14 protein-coding genes are annotated in these 15,927 nt (G+C 70.6%); 10 read left to right on the top strand and 4 right to left on the bottom strand.

Annotated features, from left to right (window positions below):
- Positions 1-2: 2 nt before the first annotated feature.
- From AB0E24_RS26620 to AB0E24_RS26585, 8 genes are all read left to right on the top strand, one after another.
- Positions 3-896 (top strand): class I SAM-dependent methyltransferase, encoded by an 894-nt coding sequence (locus AB0E24_RS26620; RefSeq protein WP_069871931.1) that lies wholly within the window; start codon positions 3-5, stop codon positions 894-896.
- Positions 893-1,795, top strand: a complete 903-nt coding sequence (locus AB0E24_RS26615; protein WP_359380627.1) for an alpha/beta hydrolase — start codon at positions 893-895, stop codon at positions 1,793-1,795. The genes AB0E24_RS26620 and AB0E24_RS26615 overlap by 4 nt, the downstream gene beginning before the upstream one ends.
- Complete coding sequence (locus AB0E24_RS26610; protein WP_359380625.1) at positions 1,792-2,745, top strand: NAD(P)-dependent oxidoreductase; 954 nt, start codon at positions 1,792-1,794, stop codon at positions 2,743-2,745. The genes AB0E24_RS26615 and AB0E24_RS26610 overlap by 4 nt, the downstream gene beginning before the upstream one ends.
- Before the next feature lie 10 nt (positions 2,746-2,755).
- On the top strand, positions 2,756-3,811 hold the full coding sequence (locus AB0E24_RS26605; RefSeq protein WP_359380623.1) for an NAD(P)-dependent oxidoreductase: 1,056 nt from the start codon (positions 2,756-2,758) through the stop codon (positions 3,809-3,811).
- Entirely contained in the window at positions 3,808-5,046 is a 1,239-nt protein-coding gene (locus tag AB0E24_RS26600) for an ATP-grasp domain-containing protein (RefSeq protein WP_359380621.1), read from the top strand. The genes AB0E24_RS26605 and AB0E24_RS26600 overlap by 4 nt, the downstream gene beginning before the upstream one ends.
- The gene (locus tag AB0E24_RS26595; RefSeq protein WP_359380619.1) at positions 5,043-6,254 is read left to right on the top strand and encodes an ATP-grasp domain-containing protein; all 1,212 of its coding nucleotides are present in this window, start codon (positions 5,043-5,045) and stop codon (positions 6,252-6,254) included. Before AB0E24_RS26600 ends, AB0E24_RS26595 begins: the two co-directional genes overlap by 4 nt.
- 83 nt (positions 6,255-6,337) lie before the next feature.
- On the top strand, positions 6,338-7,648 hold the full coding sequence (locus AB0E24_RS26590; protein WP_359380616.1) for an ATP-grasp domain-containing protein: 1,311 nt from the start codon (positions 6,338-6,340) through the stop codon (positions 7,646-7,648).
- Complete coding sequence (locus AB0E24_RS26585) at positions 7,645-8,880, top strand: MFS transporter (protein WP_359380613.1); 1,236 nt, start codon at positions 7,645-7,647, stop codon at positions 8,878-8,880. Before AB0E24_RS26590 ends, AB0E24_RS26585 begins: the two co-directional genes overlap by 4 nt.
- 64 nt (positions 8,881-8,944) lie before the next feature.
- On the opposite strand, the gene AB0E24_RS26580 is transcribed toward AB0E24_RS26585, so the two are convergent.
- The 4 genes from AB0E24_RS26580 to AB0E24_RS26565 form a co-directional block, all read right to left on the bottom strand.
- Complete coding sequence (locus AB0E24_RS26580) at positions 8,945-9,715, bottom strand: alpha/beta fold hydrolase (protein ID WP_069871914.1); 771 nt, start codon at positions 9,713-9,715, stop codon at positions 8,945-8,947.
- Positions 9,716-10,158: 443 nt separating this feature from the next.
- The gene (locus AB0E24_RS26575) at positions 10,159-11,256 is read right to left on the bottom strand and encodes an alkene reductase (protein ID WP_359380609.1); all 1,098 of its coding nucleotides are present in this window, start codon (positions 11,254-11,256) and stop codon (positions 10,159-10,161) included.
- A gap of 122 nt (positions 11,257-11,378) precedes the next feature.
- The gene (locus AB0E24_RS26570; protein WP_174884268.1) at positions 11,379-12,341 is read right to left on the bottom strand and encodes an Lrp/AsnC family transcriptional regulator; all 963 of its coding nucleotides are present in this window, start codon (positions 12,339-12,341) and stop codon (positions 11,379-11,381) included.
- Positions 12,342-12,452: 111 nt separating this feature from the next.
- Positions 12,453-14,489 (bottom strand): transporter substrate-binding domain-containing protein, encoded by a 2,037-nt coding sequence (locus AB0E24_RS26565; RefSeq protein WP_435865322.1) that lies wholly within the window; start codon positions 14,487-14,489, stop codon positions 12,453-12,455.
- Between the two features lie 155 nt (positions 14,490-14,644).
- Here AB0E24_RS26565 and AB0E24_RS26560 point away from each other — a divergent pair, with 155 nt between their 5' ends.
- The gene (locus tag AB0E24_RS26560) at positions 14,645-14,923 is read left to right on the top strand and encodes a hypothetical protein (RefSeq protein WP_102935832.1); all 279 of its coding nucleotides are present in this window, start codon (positions 14,645-14,647) and stop codon (positions 14,921-14,923) included.
- Positions 14,924-15,095: 172 nt separating this feature from the next.
- The gene (locus tag AB0E24_RS26555) at positions 15,096-15,920 is read left to right on the top strand and encodes an alpha/beta fold hydrolase (protein ID WP_359380603.1); all 825 of its coding nucleotides are present in this window, start codon (positions 15,096-15,098) and stop codon (positions 15,918-15,920) included.
- The last annotated feature ends 7 nt before the right edge of the window (positions 15,921-15,927 follow it).

Raw genomic sequence — 15,927 nt, 5'->3', positions numbered from 1 at the left:
ACATGACCGACCGATCCCCCACGACGGGCCAGCCCGCCTGGCAGAGCATGCTCCAGCGCTGGGCCAAGTACGCGCCCCCGGGCCGCCCGTCGCCGCTGGATGTGGAGAACTTCCGGGACCGGCTGCTGCTGGCCGTGGAGCAGGCCGCCGACCGCACCGGGGCCACTCCCGAGCGCCCGGCCCAGGTGCTGGTGCTCGGCGCGACCCCGGAGCTGCGCAGCATGCTGGCGGGCCTGCCGCAGGTGCGGGTCACCCTCATCGACTACCTGCTGCCGATGCTCCAGGCCATGACCGAGCTGCTCACCACCCCGGCGCCGGACGAGACCTGGGTCAAGGGCGACTGGATCACCGCGCCGCTGCCCGAGCGGTACTTCGACGCGGTACTCAGCGATCTTGTTCTGGCCAACCTGCCGCACGAGCGGCAGCGGGCCCTGGTCGAGCGGGTCCACCGGCTGCTCAAGCCCGGCGGACGGTGGATCAACCGCATCGACTGCGTGGACGAGAACAGCCGGTTCCTCGAACTCGAGGAGCTGCTGGAGCGGTACGTCTCCGACGAGCCGCCGACGCAGAGCGACATCTGCTTCCTGCGCTGCGCGGCCGGGCTGCGCCACTGGGACCAGGAGACGGGCTTCCAGTCCTGGGGCGGTCTGGGCGAGGCGATGGAGCGCTACCGCGAGGACGGCCGCTTCACTCATCCCGACCCCCGTGCCAACCGGCTGCTGGAAGCGGTGTGGGAGATCACCGAGCCCTTCGACAAACCGTACTGGCTGCGGGAGAAGTCGGCCCTGGACGACATGCTCAAGCACTGGTTCAGCATCGAGCACGAGATCCGCGACGACGCCGTGGTGCCCCACCACGAGCGCGGCTACTACCTCTACGACCTCAAACCCCAGTGAGCGGCGCCCCCATAGGACGGACCGTCACCGTCCGGGACCGGTCACTGCGGCTGTGGCACCTGCCCCCGCCGGTCGTCCGGCCCGGCGGGGCGGGCCGCCCCGTCCTGCTGCTGCACGGGGGCGCCTACTCCACGATGGCGGTCTTCCACCACCCTCACCGTCCGGCCGGCGAGGAGACCTACTCCCTGCTCGAAGCCCTGGCGTTCAGGGGCTTCGACCCCTACGGGCTGGACTTCACCGGCTACGGCGGCTCCCGGTCGGGCGATCTGGTCCCGGGAGGCATGGAGTGGTTCCTCGACGACGCGGCGTCGGCCGCCCGGCGGATCAGGGCCCGCACGGGGCACGCCCCGATCGTGCTCGGCTGGTCGTGGGGTGCGCAGGTGGCCGCCGCGCTGGCCGAGACACCGGATGTCTCGGGGCTGGTCTTCTGGGGCGGCGTCTGGGGCGAGAAGGCAGACCTGGTGCCGGAGCCGCTGCGGGCTCTGCCACGTCCCGCCGGGCCGTGGCGGACCAACACCCGGGAGCACGCGCTCGCGGACTTCCTGACGCCCGGCAGCCATGACCCGCGGGTGGCGGACGCCTTCGCGGAGCACGCGCTGCGCACGGACCCCCGTTCGCCGTCCGCGTCCCGGCTCGTCTTCCTCTCCGGGCTGCCGTTGTTCGACCCGCGCCGCATCCGCCATCCGGCGCTGCTGGTGCACGGGGAGTACGACCCGCTCGCGGGCCGCGCGGATCACGAGGCACTCGCGGACGCGCTGGCCGGCCCCCGGGTGGCCTACCGGGTGGTACCCGGGGCCGACCACAACATCCAGTTCGGCCTCTCCCGGGCCGTCTTCTTCGACCTGCTCCGGGACTTCTGGGGCGGCGCGGAGTCCGGCGGGGAGGTGGGCGACGCGTGATCGTGGTCGCGGACTGCGGCGGGAGTGCCCTCGTCGCCACGGCCTTCCGCAGACACCTGACCTCCGGCGGCACCGGCACGGTGGACGCCCTGGTGCACGAGGACCCGGCCGACGGGCCCGGGGAACTCGTGCGGCGACTGCGCGGGGCGGACACGGCGGTGCACTTCTTCACCGGGCCGCGCCTGGACGACGAGGTGCTGGAGGCCGCCCGGCCGGGCCGGATCGTGGTCGCCGGCCCGGCGAACGACTGCGTGGACCTCGCCGCCGCGCGCCGGCTCGGCATCCCGGTCCACGACACCCCGGGGCTGGCCGCCCGCAGCGTGGCCGAGCACTCCCTGACCCTGCTGCTGGCTCTGATCCGGCGCCTCCCCGAGGTCGTCCCGGCGATGAGCGACGGAGGCTGGCGGCCGGTGTTCGGGCGGGAGTTGGGCGGCATCAGGCTCGGGCTGATCGGCCTCGGCCGGGTGGGCGAGCTGTTCGCCTCGCTGGCGGTCGCCCTCGGCATGCGGGTCTCGGCCTGGTCACCCCATCTGGACGGCGCGCGCTGCGCGGCCGTCGGCGCCGTCCCATGCGGTCTGGAGGAGCTGCTGGCCACCAGTGACGCGGTGAGTCTCCACCTGCGGCTGTCGTCGGCCGGCGAACGCCTCCTGGGCAGGGCGGAACTGGGCCTGCTCGCCGACGGCGCCCTCCTGGTCAACACCGCCCGCGCCGGTCTGCTCGACATGGCCGCCCTGCGCGAGACGGTCCTCGCCGGGCGGCTCGGCGGGGTGGCGCTCGACGTCTTCGACACCGAGCCGCTGCCCCCGGAAGACCCCTTGCGCCACCATCCGACGGTGCTGGTGACCCCGCATCTGGCCTGGATGACGAAGGAGGCCGTGGACCGCTTCGTCTCCGCGGCGGCCGGGTTCGTCCAAAACCGCACGACGACTCAGGTCCGGCAGGTGGCATGAGGAGGCACGGATGCGCAGAGGAACGGTGTTCATCGGTGACGACCACGTCCTGGGCGAGATCCTGGACGAGGTGGCGGACACGCTGGCCCGCCGCGGCCACCGCGTCGTGCGGGGACCGGCCCAGCCGGCGCCCGCCCGTACCGTCTACCCGCCGGACACCTGGCCGCGGCTCTTCGCGGCGGCCGAGGTGCTGGTGGTGAGCACGCGTACCGCGGTGCCCGCCGAGTTGCTCGCCGCCAGTCCGCGGGTGCGCGGCGTCGTCTTCCCCTCGATCGGGACCGAGTCCGTGGACCTCGCGGCCGCCACCCGCCTGGGCGTCGTGGTGGCCCACGGTGCCACCGACGAGAACTGCCGCAGCATGGCCGAGGCCACGGTCATGCTGGCCGCCGGGCTGCTGCTCCAGTTACCGCTCAGGCAGCGGGAGTTCAACGAGAATGTGGCGCGCCCGGCGCCGAGCGCGATCACCAGCCGGATGATGTCCGGACACACCGTCGGACTGCTCGGGTTCGGCAGGATCGCCAAGGAGGTCGTCCGCCGGCTCGACGGCTGGGGAGTGCGCCGCGTGCTGGCCTGCACCCGGCACCCGGCGGACCACGGGGACTGGCCCCAGGTCACCTTCACCGACCTGGGAACGGTGCTGGAGCAGAGCGATGTGCTGAGCGTCCATCTGCCGCTGAGCCAGGAGACGGCCGGGCTCATCGGCGCCGCCGAACTGTCCCGGATGAAACCCGGCAGCGTGCTGGTCAACACCGCGCGCGGCGGCATCGTCGATGAGACGGCCCTCGCCCGTGCCCTGTCCCAAGGGCGGCTCGCGGGCGCGGCGGTGGACACCTTCGTCCAGGAACCGCCCCCGCCGGACCACCCGTTGCGCGCCTGCCCCACGGCGCTGCTGACCAACCACATCATCGGCCACACCCGCGAGCTGTTCGACTCGCTGGCCCCCGTCGCGGTGGAACACGTACAGAGCATCCTCGACGGTCGGCCACCACGCTACGTACGCAACCCCGAGGTCCTGTCGCACCCGCACCGGCACCGGCACACCGGGAGAGAGGCAGGAATCCCATGAGTCCCCGACCCGAGGTCCCCCGTCCCCGGCTCCGCGTGGCCGTCCTCGGCGGCACCGTCCCGCTCGTGCGCCACGCCCACGCGCTCGGCGTGGACGTGGTGCTGCTGCAACGCCCCGACGACATCGACGCGTCGCTGCGCCCGCTGGTCGAGACGATCGTGCCGGCCGACTACGGCGACACCGACACCGCCGTCCGCGTCCTCGGGCCGCTGCACCGCGCGCGCCCCTTCCGTCTGGTGCTGTCGCTCACCGAGGACGGGCTCGTCTCCTCCGCCGAGGCCGCCCAGCGGTTCGGCCTGTCCCTGAACCCGCCGAAGGTCGCGCGGCTGCTGCGGGACAAGGCCGCGATGCGGGCCCGGCTCAACGACGCCGGGCTCGGCCCCGTCCGGGCCCGCACCGTACGGTCCGCGTCCGCGCTCGCCGCCTTCGCCGCCGAGGTCGGCGGTCCGGTGATCCTCAAGCCGGTGCGGGGCACGGGCAGCGCCCATGTGCGGCGGCTGGACTCACCGGCCGACGCGGCACGGACCTGGGCCGGGCTGCCGGAGCGGGAGACGGGCGAGTTGCTCGCGGAGGAGTATCTGGAGGGACCGGAGGTGAGCGTCGAGGCGTTCAGCCACCAGGGGCGGCACACCGTTGTGGCCTGCACCGACAAGCTCGTACTCGACAACTTCGTGGAGATCGGCCATACGGTGCCCAGCCGGATGGCGGCGGCCGACCATGCCGCCGTGGCCGAGCTGGTGACCGGCTTCCTCGACCTGACCGGACTGCGCGAAGGCCCCTCGCACACCGAGGTCAAACTCACCCCCGCCGGTCCGCGGATCATCGAGTCGCACAACCGGGTCGGCGGGGACAAGATACGCGTCCTGGTGGCCCACGCCACCGGACTCGACCTGTCGAGACTCGCATTGAGCGTGCCGCTCGGCCTGGAGCCCGCGCCCGGCGCTCTTCCCCAGCCGCGCGCCGGAGCGTCCATCCGCTTCCTCACCCCGCCGCCCGGCGTCGTGCGGTCGGTCGAGGTCCCGCCGCTCACCGACCCGCACGCCGAGGTCGAGGTCACCGTGGCGGCCGGGGACACCGTGTCCCGACCGGACTCCTCCGACGCGCGCATCGGACACGTCCTGGCGGTCGGGGCCGACGCGGCGGACGCGGAGCGCGCATGCCTGGAGCTGGCCCGGAGGGTGCGCGTCGTCACCGGGCCGGAGAAGACCGCACTACTGCCGGAGGCAACTCGATGAAACTCGGTGTCCTGATCGTCAACTCCCGCAAGCCCGTGCCTCCGTGGCTGCTGCGGCTGCCCGAGGTCGGCGACGTCAGCGTGATCACCGAACCGCCCTACGCCGGGGACTTCCCGCCCGAGGTGGAGGTGCGGACCGTACCGAGCATCATGGATGTCGACGCGGTCCGCAGGGCCGCCCTGGACGTGATGCGGGTCCGGCCGGTCGACCGGGTGCTGTCACCGGCCGAGCACGCCATCTCGACCAGCGGTTATCTGCGCTCCACGCTCGGCCTGCCCGGGCTGGGACACGAGGCGTCGCTGGCCTGCTCCAACAAGTACGTGATGAAGCGGGAGTTCGTCCGGGCCGGGCTCCCCGTCACCCCCTTCCGCCAGATCACCGACCTGGGCGGTGTGGAGGAAGCGGCGACGGAGACCGGCTGGCCGGTCGTGGTCAAGCCGGTCTACGGAGGCGGCTCGCTGGACGTCTTCGTACTCGAGGACGAGGCCCATTACCGGGAGTTCGCGCATATGCCCACGTCGGCCGGGCTCCGCGCGTCCGCCCACCCGCTGATCGTGGAGAAGTACGTCTACATAGCCGACGAGTACCACATCGACGGTGTGGTGCACGAGGGGAAGGTGGTCTTCACCGCACCTTCCCGGTACTTCACCCCGCTCCTCGGCAACATCGACGCCTTCACGGGTTCCTACCTCGTCCCGCCGGACGACCTCCACCACGACACGCTGATGTCCCTGCACGAACGGGCGGTGCGCGCCGTCGGTCTCGAATCCGGGGTCACCCATCTGGAGGTGTTCCGCACCGAAGCGGGCTTCCTCGTCGGCGAGATCGCCTGCCGGCCGGCAGGCGCCGGCATCCCGGACGCCGTGCTCCTCGGCACCGGCGTGGACCTGTGGCGGGCCTGGAGCCGCACCGCCCTGGGCCTCGATCCGGACGTCACCCCGAAGCCCGGCGCCCCGATCGTCGTCAACTGCGAGCTGCCGATCCGGGCGGGGCTGATCACCGAGCTCACTGAGGCGGACGAGCTGCTCGCCCTCCCCGGTGTGGTGCGTGTGGACATGCTGCACAAGGTCGGCGACACCGTCCCGGAGCGTCTGCACTCCTCCTCGGCCACCGGCATCGTCTTCTACGAGGCGGCCTCGGAGACCGAGGTCTGGGAGCGCCTCCGGATCATCCGCGACACGTTTGTGCTGCGCACCGACCGCGACTGATCCCTCTGCCCCCCTTGCCCATCCCCTCTTCCCCATCACTCTTGCCCATTCGCCAGGAACTACCAGGAATCGTCAGGAACGAAATGTCTGTGATGAAAGTCCCCGACGCCCGCGTCGTCATGGCCGGATACAGCGCGGGACTCCTCTCGGATCTCGACGGTCTGCTCCCGCCCCGGTCCGTGCTGGTGCTGGAGGAACCGGAAATCATCCGCGTCCGGCGCGTGCGCGAGCGCGCGGCGGACTTCGCCTGCCTCGCGGGCGTCCTCCCCGCCGCCACCCAGGACGAGGACGGCGCGGTGCCGATGGCCGCGGGGATGCCCCGTCCCGAAGGGGTCCGGGCGGTGATCCCGGGGGTCGAGTACGGAGTGGTCGCGGCGGCGGCGCTCGCGGCCGAGTGGGGCCTGCCGGGTGCCGGGCTGCCCGCCGCCCGTATCCTGCGGGACAAACTGGCGCTGCGGGACGCCGCCGCCGCGGCGGACATCCCGCAGCCCGCGTGGCGTCCGGCGTACGGCGCGGGCGACGTGGCCGCGTTCCGGGCGGCGCACGGCGGGGCGTGTGTCCTCAAGCCCGCCAACCGGCAGGCGAGCCTGGGCGTACAGCTCCTGGGGCCGGACGACGACATCGGCGCCGCATGGGCCCGTACCGCCACGGCGGACGAGCCGACGCTGCGGGCCGCGCATGCGATACCCGGCCGCTACCTCGTGGAACAGCGCTTGGCGGGCCCCGAAGTGAGCGTTGAGACGCTGGTCCGGGAGGGCGTGCCGGTGTTCTTCAACATCACGGCGAAGAGCGTCCAGCCGGGCCGCCATCCGGTGGAGCTGGGCCATGTGGTCCCCGCCGACCTGCCCCCGCAGACGGGCGACGCGCTCCACGCGGCCATGAGCTCCCTGATCAAGGCCACCGGTTTTGAATGCGGCATCCTGCACGGGGAGTGGATTCTCGTGGACGGGGTCAGCCCGCATCTGGTGGAGTGCGCGGGACGCGGCCCCGGGGACAGCATCGACACCCTGATCGACCTCGCCCACGGCGGAAGCCTGCTGGAGCGGATGCTCACCCTCCTCCAGGGCGAGACTCCCGCGCTCCCGCAAGCCCCGGTCCGGGCGGCGGCGATCCGTTTCCTCACCGCCCCGCACGGGCGGGTGCGGGACGTCACGGGGACCGAGCGGGCGGCAGAGCTGCCGGGCGTGCTGGAGGTGCGCGTCGCCGTCGCGAAGGACGGGAACGTGGCCGCGGTCACCAACTCCTGGGAGCGCCCCGGGCACGTCGTCGCCACCGGCGCCACGGCACAAGAAGCGGCCGAGACCGCGGAGCGTGCCGTGGCGGCCATCGCCGTGACCGTCACGGACGACGTGCAGGGCGCCACGGATGCCGGTACGGGGGACGGCGCCGAGTGAACACCACCTGGGTGAAGCAGTACGTTCCGGCGCACGCCGCGGGCCGCACCTTCGCCTTCACCGCGCTGGTCGACTCCGTGGGCACCGGACTGTATCTCGCCGGTTCCGCCATCTTCTTCGTCCGCACCATCGGGCTGACCAGCGCTCAGGTCGGGGTCGGGCTGGCGGTCGCCGGATGCGCCGGTCTGCTCGCCACGGTGCCGCTGGGTGCCGTCGGCGACCGGTACGGGGCCCGGCGCACCCTGGTGCTGTTGCAGTTGTGGCGAGCGGTGTGCTTCACGGCGCTGGCGTTCGTCAACGGCCCGGTCGCCTTCGTCGCCGTCTCCGTGATGCTGGGTGCGGCGGAAGCCGCCGTGCCGCCGCTGACCCAGGCGGTGGTGGCGAGCACCACGCAGGACGGCGACCGTGTGCGGACGCTCGCCATCGTGCGTACGGTCCGCAACGTCGGCTTCTCGCTGGGCGCGCTGTCCGCGGTCCCGCTGCTGGCCACCGACTCGGTGTGGACCTACCGGGCCATCGTGCTCGGCGACGCGGTCACCTTCGTGCTGGCCGCCGGGATGCTCGCACGGATCCGGCTGATCCGGCGGATCGAGCCGGAGCGGGCCACATCGGTCCTGCGTACGGTGCGCGGTTTCCGTGACTGGCGTTACCTCCGACTGGCCGGCCTGAACGGAGTCCTCTCCCTCCACATGACGATCCTGTCGGTGGGCATCCCGCTGTGGACCATCCAGTCGACCGAGGCCCCGGCCGGCGCCGTCCCCGTCACGGTCATCGTCAACACGGTGCTGGCGGTGGTCCTCCAAGTCCCTTTCTCCCGGCTGGCGGAGACCCTGGACGGCAGCAGGCGTGCCCTGCGGCTGGCGGGCCTGGCGCTGGGTGGCTGCTGCGTCGCCCTGGCCGCGGCGGGCCGCGCCGGTCCGTGGACGGCGACGGCCCTGCTGCTCGGGGCCACGGTGCTGATGACCCTCGGCGAGCTGTGGCAGGCGGTCGGCTCCTGGGAACTGTCCTACCGGTACGCGCCCGAGGATCTGCGCGGCACCTATCTCTCGGTGTTCAGCCTCGGCCCGGCCCTCCAGGAGATCTGCGGGCCGCTCCTGATCACCGCGGGCGCGATCAAGGCGGGTCCGTACGGCTGGGGCGTGCTCGGTGTCGTTCTCTGCCTGACGGGAGCTGTGAGCGCCCGCGTGTCGGCTCCGAAGGCGCGACCGGTGCCGACGTCGGGTGGCGCGTGAACGACGTGTCCGGGGTACGGGGGCAGGGGGCTTCCACCTTGATCGTGGATTGCTCCGGCCGCGATCAGTCGGCCGAACGGATCAGCTCATTGATCGCACCGGAAACCTCGGCACTCTTCTCGAACATCAGTCCGTGACCACCGTCCAGCTCCAGCAACCGCGCACCCTTGATACCGGCAGCCATCTCGCGTGAGTGAACAGGGTCGACGAAGTTGTCATGGATGCCTGCAATGACCAAGGCCGGAGCCTCCACGAGAGCAAGATCCGCCTCAACATCGGTCGCGAGGGTGAGCGCGATCTGCTGTCGGGTGCCCGGCGTCGGAGCTGAACCAATCTGCCCGATCATGCCTTGCAACATCTCGTCCGGCATTTGCGCGGCCGCTTCCTCCGTCAGGCCGAAGAGCAGCAGCAACCGGCCCACAACGTCCTCTCCCAGGGGAAGTACGGACCGATAGATCTCCTGCCGCAGCCGCAAACCGGTCCTGGGGCGAGCGAATCCGCACACCGATACCACATGCGAGACCCGTTCCGGGAACATGGCCGCGACCTTGACAGCAATGGGGCCACCCAGCGAGGCACCGGCAATCGCGAAATTTTCCAGGCCCGCTTCCGTAGCGACATCAGCAATCTGTGCCGCGATCTCGCCCATGTCCAACTCCGCGCCATCGGGCAGAACGCTGTTCCCTGATCCCGGCAGATAGGGCAGCACCACCGTGTGTGAAGCGGCCAGCTCCGCGATGCACGGACCCCACGTTCCGGCCGGCGTACTGCCCGTCCCATGCACGAGCACCAGCCCGGGACCCCGCCCCTGCACTTCGAAAGCAAGCTCCGGCATAACGATCCTCCAGACACCAACAAGCCAACCATCGGAATGGTAGCCACACCCCCAATCCCCTGTGTCCTTGGTGGGCGTGGCTCAGATCGGGACTGAAGCCCTTGCCTTTGAGCGCTGTCCGCAGGCTCTGGTCCTCGTGGACGCGGCGGATCAGGGTGTGCCAGCGCATAGTACGGTCAGCGGCGGGTCGGGGATCGTTGCTGTTGGGGGCCTTCTTCAGGTCCAGGTGATGGCTCTCCTCGAACAGGCCGCCATCAACGGCGGCCTGTCCGGGCCGGGATCGCGCAGCGGGTTACGCTGCCCGCTGTCCCAGCACCCCGCAGTCTCCGTGAGGTTGCTCTACCTCCTCACCGGCGAGAGCCACCCGCACGGCATGGCCGCCCTCATCCTGGCCCGACAGAATCCATGCGAGTAGACCATGGGAGGTGAATGAACGCCGACGGTCACGAGAGGGCTTCCTCCAGGCAGGGGTAGTCGGTGTAGCCGCGGTGGTCGCCGCGGTAGAACGTGGTCTCGTCGGCCTCGGCGAGCGGCGCGCCGACGCGGAGGCGGTGGACGAGGTCGGGGTTGGAGATGAACAGCGTCCCGAACGAGAGGATGTCCGCCAGCCCGTCGTCGACCAGGCGCAGTTGCCGGGGGCCGGCGGGCCAGTCATGGTGGGTCTCGTGCGGATTGAGCATGAACACTCCTGACCAGTGCTCCCGCAGCTTCACCGTGAGGTCGCGGTGGCCCGGAAACTCGAATACGTGCAGGTACGCCAGGTCGCGTGGCAGACCGTCGACCAGGGTCAGGTAGAGCTCGTGCAGGTCCGGCTCGTCGAGGCCGAACGCGGTGCAGCCGGGGGAGATCCGCAGTGCGAGCCGCTCGGATCCGATGCGCGCGGCGACGGCATCGACGAGGTCGAGCGGGAACCGGACACGCCCGGCGACGCTGCCGCCGTAGCGATCGGTGCGGCGGTTGGCGTTGCCGGAGAGGAACTGCTGAATGAGGTAACCGTAGGCTCCATGCAGTTCGACACCGTCGAACCCGGCGTCGATCGCGTTCGCGGCCGCATCGGCGAAGTCGGCGATGGTATCCGCGATGCCCTGCATGGTCAGGACCTCTGGTGTCGGATACGGCTTGCGCACGGCCGGTTCGCCGCCGTGGACTCGCACGACGCCTTCGGCGGCACACGCGGACGGCGCGACCGGGTGCAGCCCGCCGCCGAGGAGTTCGGGGTGGCTGTTACGGCCGGCGTGCATGAGCTGTGTGTAGATCCGGCCGCCCGCATGGTGCACGGCGTCGGTGACCGGGTGCCAGGACGCGACCTGCGCCGTGTCATGCAGGCCGGGGGTGTCGGTGTAGCCCTGGCCGACACGACTGGGTTGGGCGGCTTCGGCGACGATCAGCCCGGCGGTCGCGCGCTGCCGGTAGTACTCGACCATGAGCGGGGTAGCCGACAGGCCGTCGCCGTAGGCGCGGCGGCGGGTCAGCGGGGCCATGGCGACGCGGTTGGGCAGGGTAAGCGGTCCGACGGTGATCGGGTCGAATGCGTTGGGCATCAGGAGTTCTTTCTCGGAGCGATGTATTTTCGTGCCCCGCCACAATCCCCTCGCGCTGAGCCCCTCGGCAGGAACACCGCCCCAGCGGGCGCTATCCGACACGAAGGGCCTCGTACGCGGCGCTATCCGACGGTCGGAGACGCCCCCTTGACCACCCGCATACTCGGCGCGGTCTCCACCGACAGCAGCCCGGGCAATGCCGCCACCGGGCCCGTCAGGTATTCGTACAGCGCCGTGCCAGTGGGACACTGCACGCTCGCGTACAGGTTGGACACACCGGTGGTGGCAGCCGCGAAGCTCACCTGCGGATGCTCCGCCAGCGCCTCACCCGCAGCCGCCAGCTCACCCGGAGCGACGGTCAGCCACAACCCCGCCGATGTCCACGACCCCAGCAACGCCGGGTCGACATCGACGTCGAAGTACACCACCCCGCCCGAGCGCAGCTCCGCCAGCCGCCGCCGCACAGTCGTCTGCGACCAGCCCGTCGCCCAGGCCAGCGACCGGAACCCCGCCCGCCCGTCCAGCGCGAGCGCCTCCAGCAACGCGTTGTCCTCCGCCGTCAGTTCCACGGGCCCGGTCACGCGTTTCGCCGCCGGCGGCGACAGCTGCGCGCACTGCTCCGCCGTGAGCGGCCCGTTCTTCGTCAGCGGACTCTCGCTTCCGCCGAAGAACGGGTGCAGCACCCGGTGCGCACTCACCCCGGTGACCCGGGGCGTGCGGGGCAGGCGAGACAGCACGGTCGACTCCGCGGCCGACGTGTCCGTCACCGTCTGAACCATGCACAGGACCTCCGCGCCGCCCGAGGCGATCTGCACCCACGACGTCTCCGCCCGCTTCGCCAGCGCTCGCGCGAGTCCCTCCACCGCCTCCGGTACGCACCGCACCCGCACCAGCCACAACTGCCGCCCCACCGCCTCCGGCCACACCGCACCGACCACCCGAACACCCGCCTCGTTCCGCAGCCGCGCGTACCGGCGCGCCACTGTCTGGTCCGAAACCCCCAGCACCGCACCGACCAGCGAGAACGCGACCCGCCCATCGATCTGGAGCGCCTGAAGCAGTCCACGTTCGACCGCGTCCAACATGTGTCCCGTCCTACCGATCCGACTCATCCGGCGCGCCCCGTGTGCGCCCCCGGGATAAGAAGATCGCACAGACGGGCTCGCTACCGTGTCTGACAGTTCAGGTGCGGCTGGTCAGCACCGTGTCCGTGGCGGGGGGCTGGTCTCTTCGACTCCGATTTTTCCGAGGTTGTCCTTGAACAGCTGATCCCACCGGCCGGAGGAGATTTCCTTCTCGAGGGCGTCGCACACCAGCTCATGCAGTACGGAGTCGTTCTTCTCCATGCCGATCCCGTATTTCTCATGGCTCATGTCGCCGCCGATGGTCACGAGTTGGTTCGGGTACTTGGCCTGATACCCGGCAAGGATCACGTCATCGGTGCTCAACACCTCGTAGGTCGTGTCCAACAGCCCCGAGATGCAGAGGTCGTAGTCCGTGAGCGGCGTGACGTCGAACTGTTTCTCGCCCGATTCGGTTTTCAGGCTCTCCAGCTTCTTCTGGGATGTCGAGTCCGCAGCGGTACAGACGTCCGTTTTTGGGGGCAGATCCACGTACGAACGCACCTCCTTGGTGTAGAGGGATCCCGTCTCATCATCGTTGACCCATACCGTCCCCTCGGTGTCGCCTCTGCGCATGAGCAGGCGCTGTCCGGTGAGGAGGTACGGGCCGGCGAAGGCGACTTCCTTCTCCCGTTCCGCGTTGATGCTGTAGGACCCCACGACCAGGTCCACTTTTTTGTTCTTGATCATGGTCTCGCGGGAATTGGTCCCTACCGGCACGAACTTGATCTTGTCTTCCGGGAAACCGAGGCGGTCGGCGATCCTTCTGGCCAGCTCCACATCGAACCCGGACCACTTCCCGTCCTTCTCCATGCTCAGTCCGGGCTGGCCCGCCTTGGTCCCGATGACGAGCTTTCCCAGCCTGTCCGCCCTCCGCAGCACCTGCGAATCGGAAGGTGACGGCTGCCACTGGTCCCGGGCGAACCAGACCCCGGCAGCCAGCAGGCTCAAACACACCATCCCCACCAGCACCGTCCGTCGGCCCGGGCGGCGTCGGCCTCGTGGCCCGCCGGCCGCACCTGCCGCCGAGCCACCGGCGCCCGGGGTGTTCGCACGGGTGCGGTCGGGAGAGGCAAGAGCGGCAGAGCCGTCCGCGTTGTCCGTGGAATCGGCGCGGACGGAACCGCTGCTGGTGGGGGCGTTGTCCGGGCTGTCCGTGGACGGGTCGGGGACAACCTGGCCGAGGATGGTTCGGGGCCGCTGGGATTGTGACGGGGCGGGGATGCCGAGCCGTTCCCGGATAGCGCTCAGGCGGGCGCTGTGGGCGTGGAGCTGAGCGTCAGCGGCTTCCAGGGCGTGGTCGTACTCCCACAGCTGTGGCAGCGTCACCGCACCGGTCTCCTCATCCACCGGCTCGGTGGGGGTGTCTCCGGTGCGCTGTTCGTAGGCGCGGCGGTGCTGTTCGGCTCGCTGGAGCGCGCGGATGCGTACGTATTCGGCTTCCTGCTGTTCCCAGCGGGTGCGGGCCAGCAGGTCTTCGACGCCTTCGAGTCGCTGTTCGGTCTCGGCCAGCTGTTGTTCGGTTGCGGCGAGGTGCTGTTCGGTCTCGGCCAGGCGCTGCTGGGTGACCGTCGCGTTCGTTTCCTCAAGGCGTTGGCGGGCCTGGTCGCGTTCGGCCTCCAGGGTGGCGCAGCGCTGCCGTAGATCGGCCACCATGCTGAGGAATGTATAGATGAGCCGGGTGAGGCTGTGCAGCGTCTGCTGCGCCTGGATCTGGCCCTGGCGGGCGTCGTCCAGACGGATCTGGAGTTCGTGCGCGGTGCCGTCGGGCAGCTGCGGCGCATGGGCCGCCCGACGTGCCGCATCGGCGTGTTCGGCGGCTTCCAGCAGTTCGCGTCCGATGGCCCGCTGCATCTGCTGATTCTGCGGGCCGGGGACCAGTGCGGTGACGACGTCTTCCAGCAGCCACAGAGGAATCAGCTTGCGGCCCCTCAAAAACTCGCTCCACTGGCTACGGCCATAGCGGAAGCGCTCGGCCAACTGCCGTACGGTCAGCCCGGCGGTGCGCTCCCGCAGCCACTGCGCCAGTTCAGCGGCCTGAGGTGTATCGCCTTCGACCGGGCCGGGCCGGGCTCCCTGTCGCTGCGAGGGCCGCTCCTCATCGTCATTCACCCATACCGCCTTCTTCCCCCTGCTGAGCCTGTCCGCGCTTTGTCCCCGGGATTCACGGCCGTGACGTGCGCGGACACCGACGGACGTAAATGGACATCAGATCACCAACCCACTCTGGCCTTCCACCAGTTCGACAAACTCGGAAGGCAACCGCAATGCCGAAGTCCTCCCACAACCGCAGCAGGCTCCTCGCCCGACGCAGGCTCGCCGTCACCATCGGCGTCCTGACCGCCATCGCGATCCTCGTCCCCCTGGGGCTTCTTCCCTCCTACTGGATCGACCTGGCCGCACTCGCCCTCGCCGCCGCGGCATCCCCGCAGGCCGACACCCACCACACCGCCATCACCGATCGCAGGCGACACCGCAATCGCACCACAAACCAGCGCCCGCACCACCGGCACCACAACGGCCAGGATCGGCGTGGCACAGAATGACCGCGCACAGCAGCACGTAGACGGGAAGGACCGCGGTGGCGTGTCGAGAACAGTCCGTTGCCGGTGGGATCGAGTCGAGTATCGCTCAGTCCGCCGGTCCGAGGACGGTCAATCGGCGGTCGGGTGCTTGCCTTGTGTCGACCGAACAGCGTGTTGGGCGAAAGGCACAGGCATGAGCACCGCGGACGTACAGGGGATCTCTCTCCACTACGAGACTCATGGAGATCCGGGGGCCCCGCCCATTCTTCTCATCTCCGGGTTGGGCGGGGTGGGAGCGAGCTGGGGCACGCAGGTCGCCCGCTTCGCCGAGAAGTACCACGTGATCCTGCCGGACCAGCGGGGCACCGGGCGCACGACCCGGGCTCTGGACGGCTACACCACGCAGCAGCTCGCGGCCGACATGGCCGCGCTCGTCGAGGAACTCGGCGTCGGCCCGGTCCACATCGTCGGTGCGTCGACGGGTGGCGCCATCGCGCAGTACATGGCGCTGGAGCATCCATCGCTTGTGCGCTCGCTGACGCTGAGCTCCACGTTCGCGCGTTTCGACGCGTTCACCAGGCGCGAGTTCGAGGTGCGGCGCAGGCTGGCCGCGGAGTGGGACAGGCGCGATCTGCTCACCGCCTACTCGCTGTTCCTGTTCGGCCCGCAATACACCCGTGAGCACCCCGAGGCCGTCGTGGAGTGGATCGACCACGCGGCTGCCCTTCCGGCTCACCCGGACGACCGGCGGATCGGCCTGGCGCGGATCGACATGATCGCGGCACACGACACGTCCGCCCGGCTCGGCGAGATCACCCGGCCAACCCTGGTGCTGTGCGGCGAGCACAACTTCTGCACGCCGCTGCCGCTGTCACGGGAGCTGGCGCACGGCATCCCGAACGCCGGGCTGACCGTCTTCGAGGACGCGGGCGAACTCATCGAGCTGGAGCAGCCCGCGCGGTTCTTCGCCGAGGTGAACGCCTTCGTCGAGGGGCTGAACGGCCCGGATCAGGGCTGAGGCGGGC

It is taken from the genome of Streptomyces malaysiensis subsp. malaysiensis, from assembly GCF_040653035.1.
In the GTDB taxonomy this organism is placed as follows: Bacteria; Actinomycetota; Actinomycetes; order Streptomycetales; family Streptomycetaceae; genus Streptomyces; species Streptomyces malaysiensis.
The sequence above is the reverse complement of the archived record's forward strand: the minus strand, read 5'-3'. Positions and strand labels throughout refer to the sequence as shown.

Coding starts and splice junctions, on each gene's coding strand:
- AB0E24_RS26620 (WP_069871931.1), top strand. CDS start 3: ATGACCGACCGATCCCCCACGACGGGCCAGCCCGCCTGGCAGAGCATG.
- AB0E24_RS26605 (WP_359380623.1), top strand. CDS start 2,756: ATGCGCAGAGGAACGGTGTTCATCGGTGACGACCACGTCCTGGGCGAG.
- AB0E24_RS26600 (WP_359380621.1), top strand. CDS start 3,808: ATGAGTCCCCGACCCGAGGTCCCCCGTCCCCGGCTCCGCGTGGCCGTC.
- AB0E24_RS26595 (WP_359380619.1), top strand. CDS start 5,043: ATGAAACTCGGTGTCCTGATCGTCAACTCCCGCAAGCCCGTGCCTCCG.
- AB0E24_RS26590 (WP_359380616.1), top strand. CDS start 6,338: ATGTCTGTGATGAAAGTCCCCGACGCCCGCGTCGTCATGGCCGGATAC.
- AB0E24_RS26580 (WP_069871914.1), bottom strand. CDS start 9,715: ATGCCGGAGCTTGCTTTCGAAGTGCAGGGGCGGGGTCCCGGGCTGGTG.
- AB0E24_RS26575 (WP_359380609.1), bottom strand. CDS start 11,256: ATGCCCAACGCATTCGACCCGATCACCGTCGGACCGCTTACCCTGCCC.
- AB0E24_RS26570 (WP_174884268.1), bottom strand. CDS start 12,341: ATGTTGGACGCGGTCGAACGTGGACTGCTTCAGGCGCTCCAGATCGAT.
- AB0E24_RS26560 (WP_102935832.1), top strand. CDS start 14,645: ATGCCGAAGTCCTCCCACAACCGCAGCAGGCTCCTCGCCCGACGCAGG.
- AB0E24_RS26555 (WP_359380603.1), top strand. CDS start 15,096: ATGAGCACCGCGGACGTACAGGGGATCTCTCTCCACTACGAGACTCAT.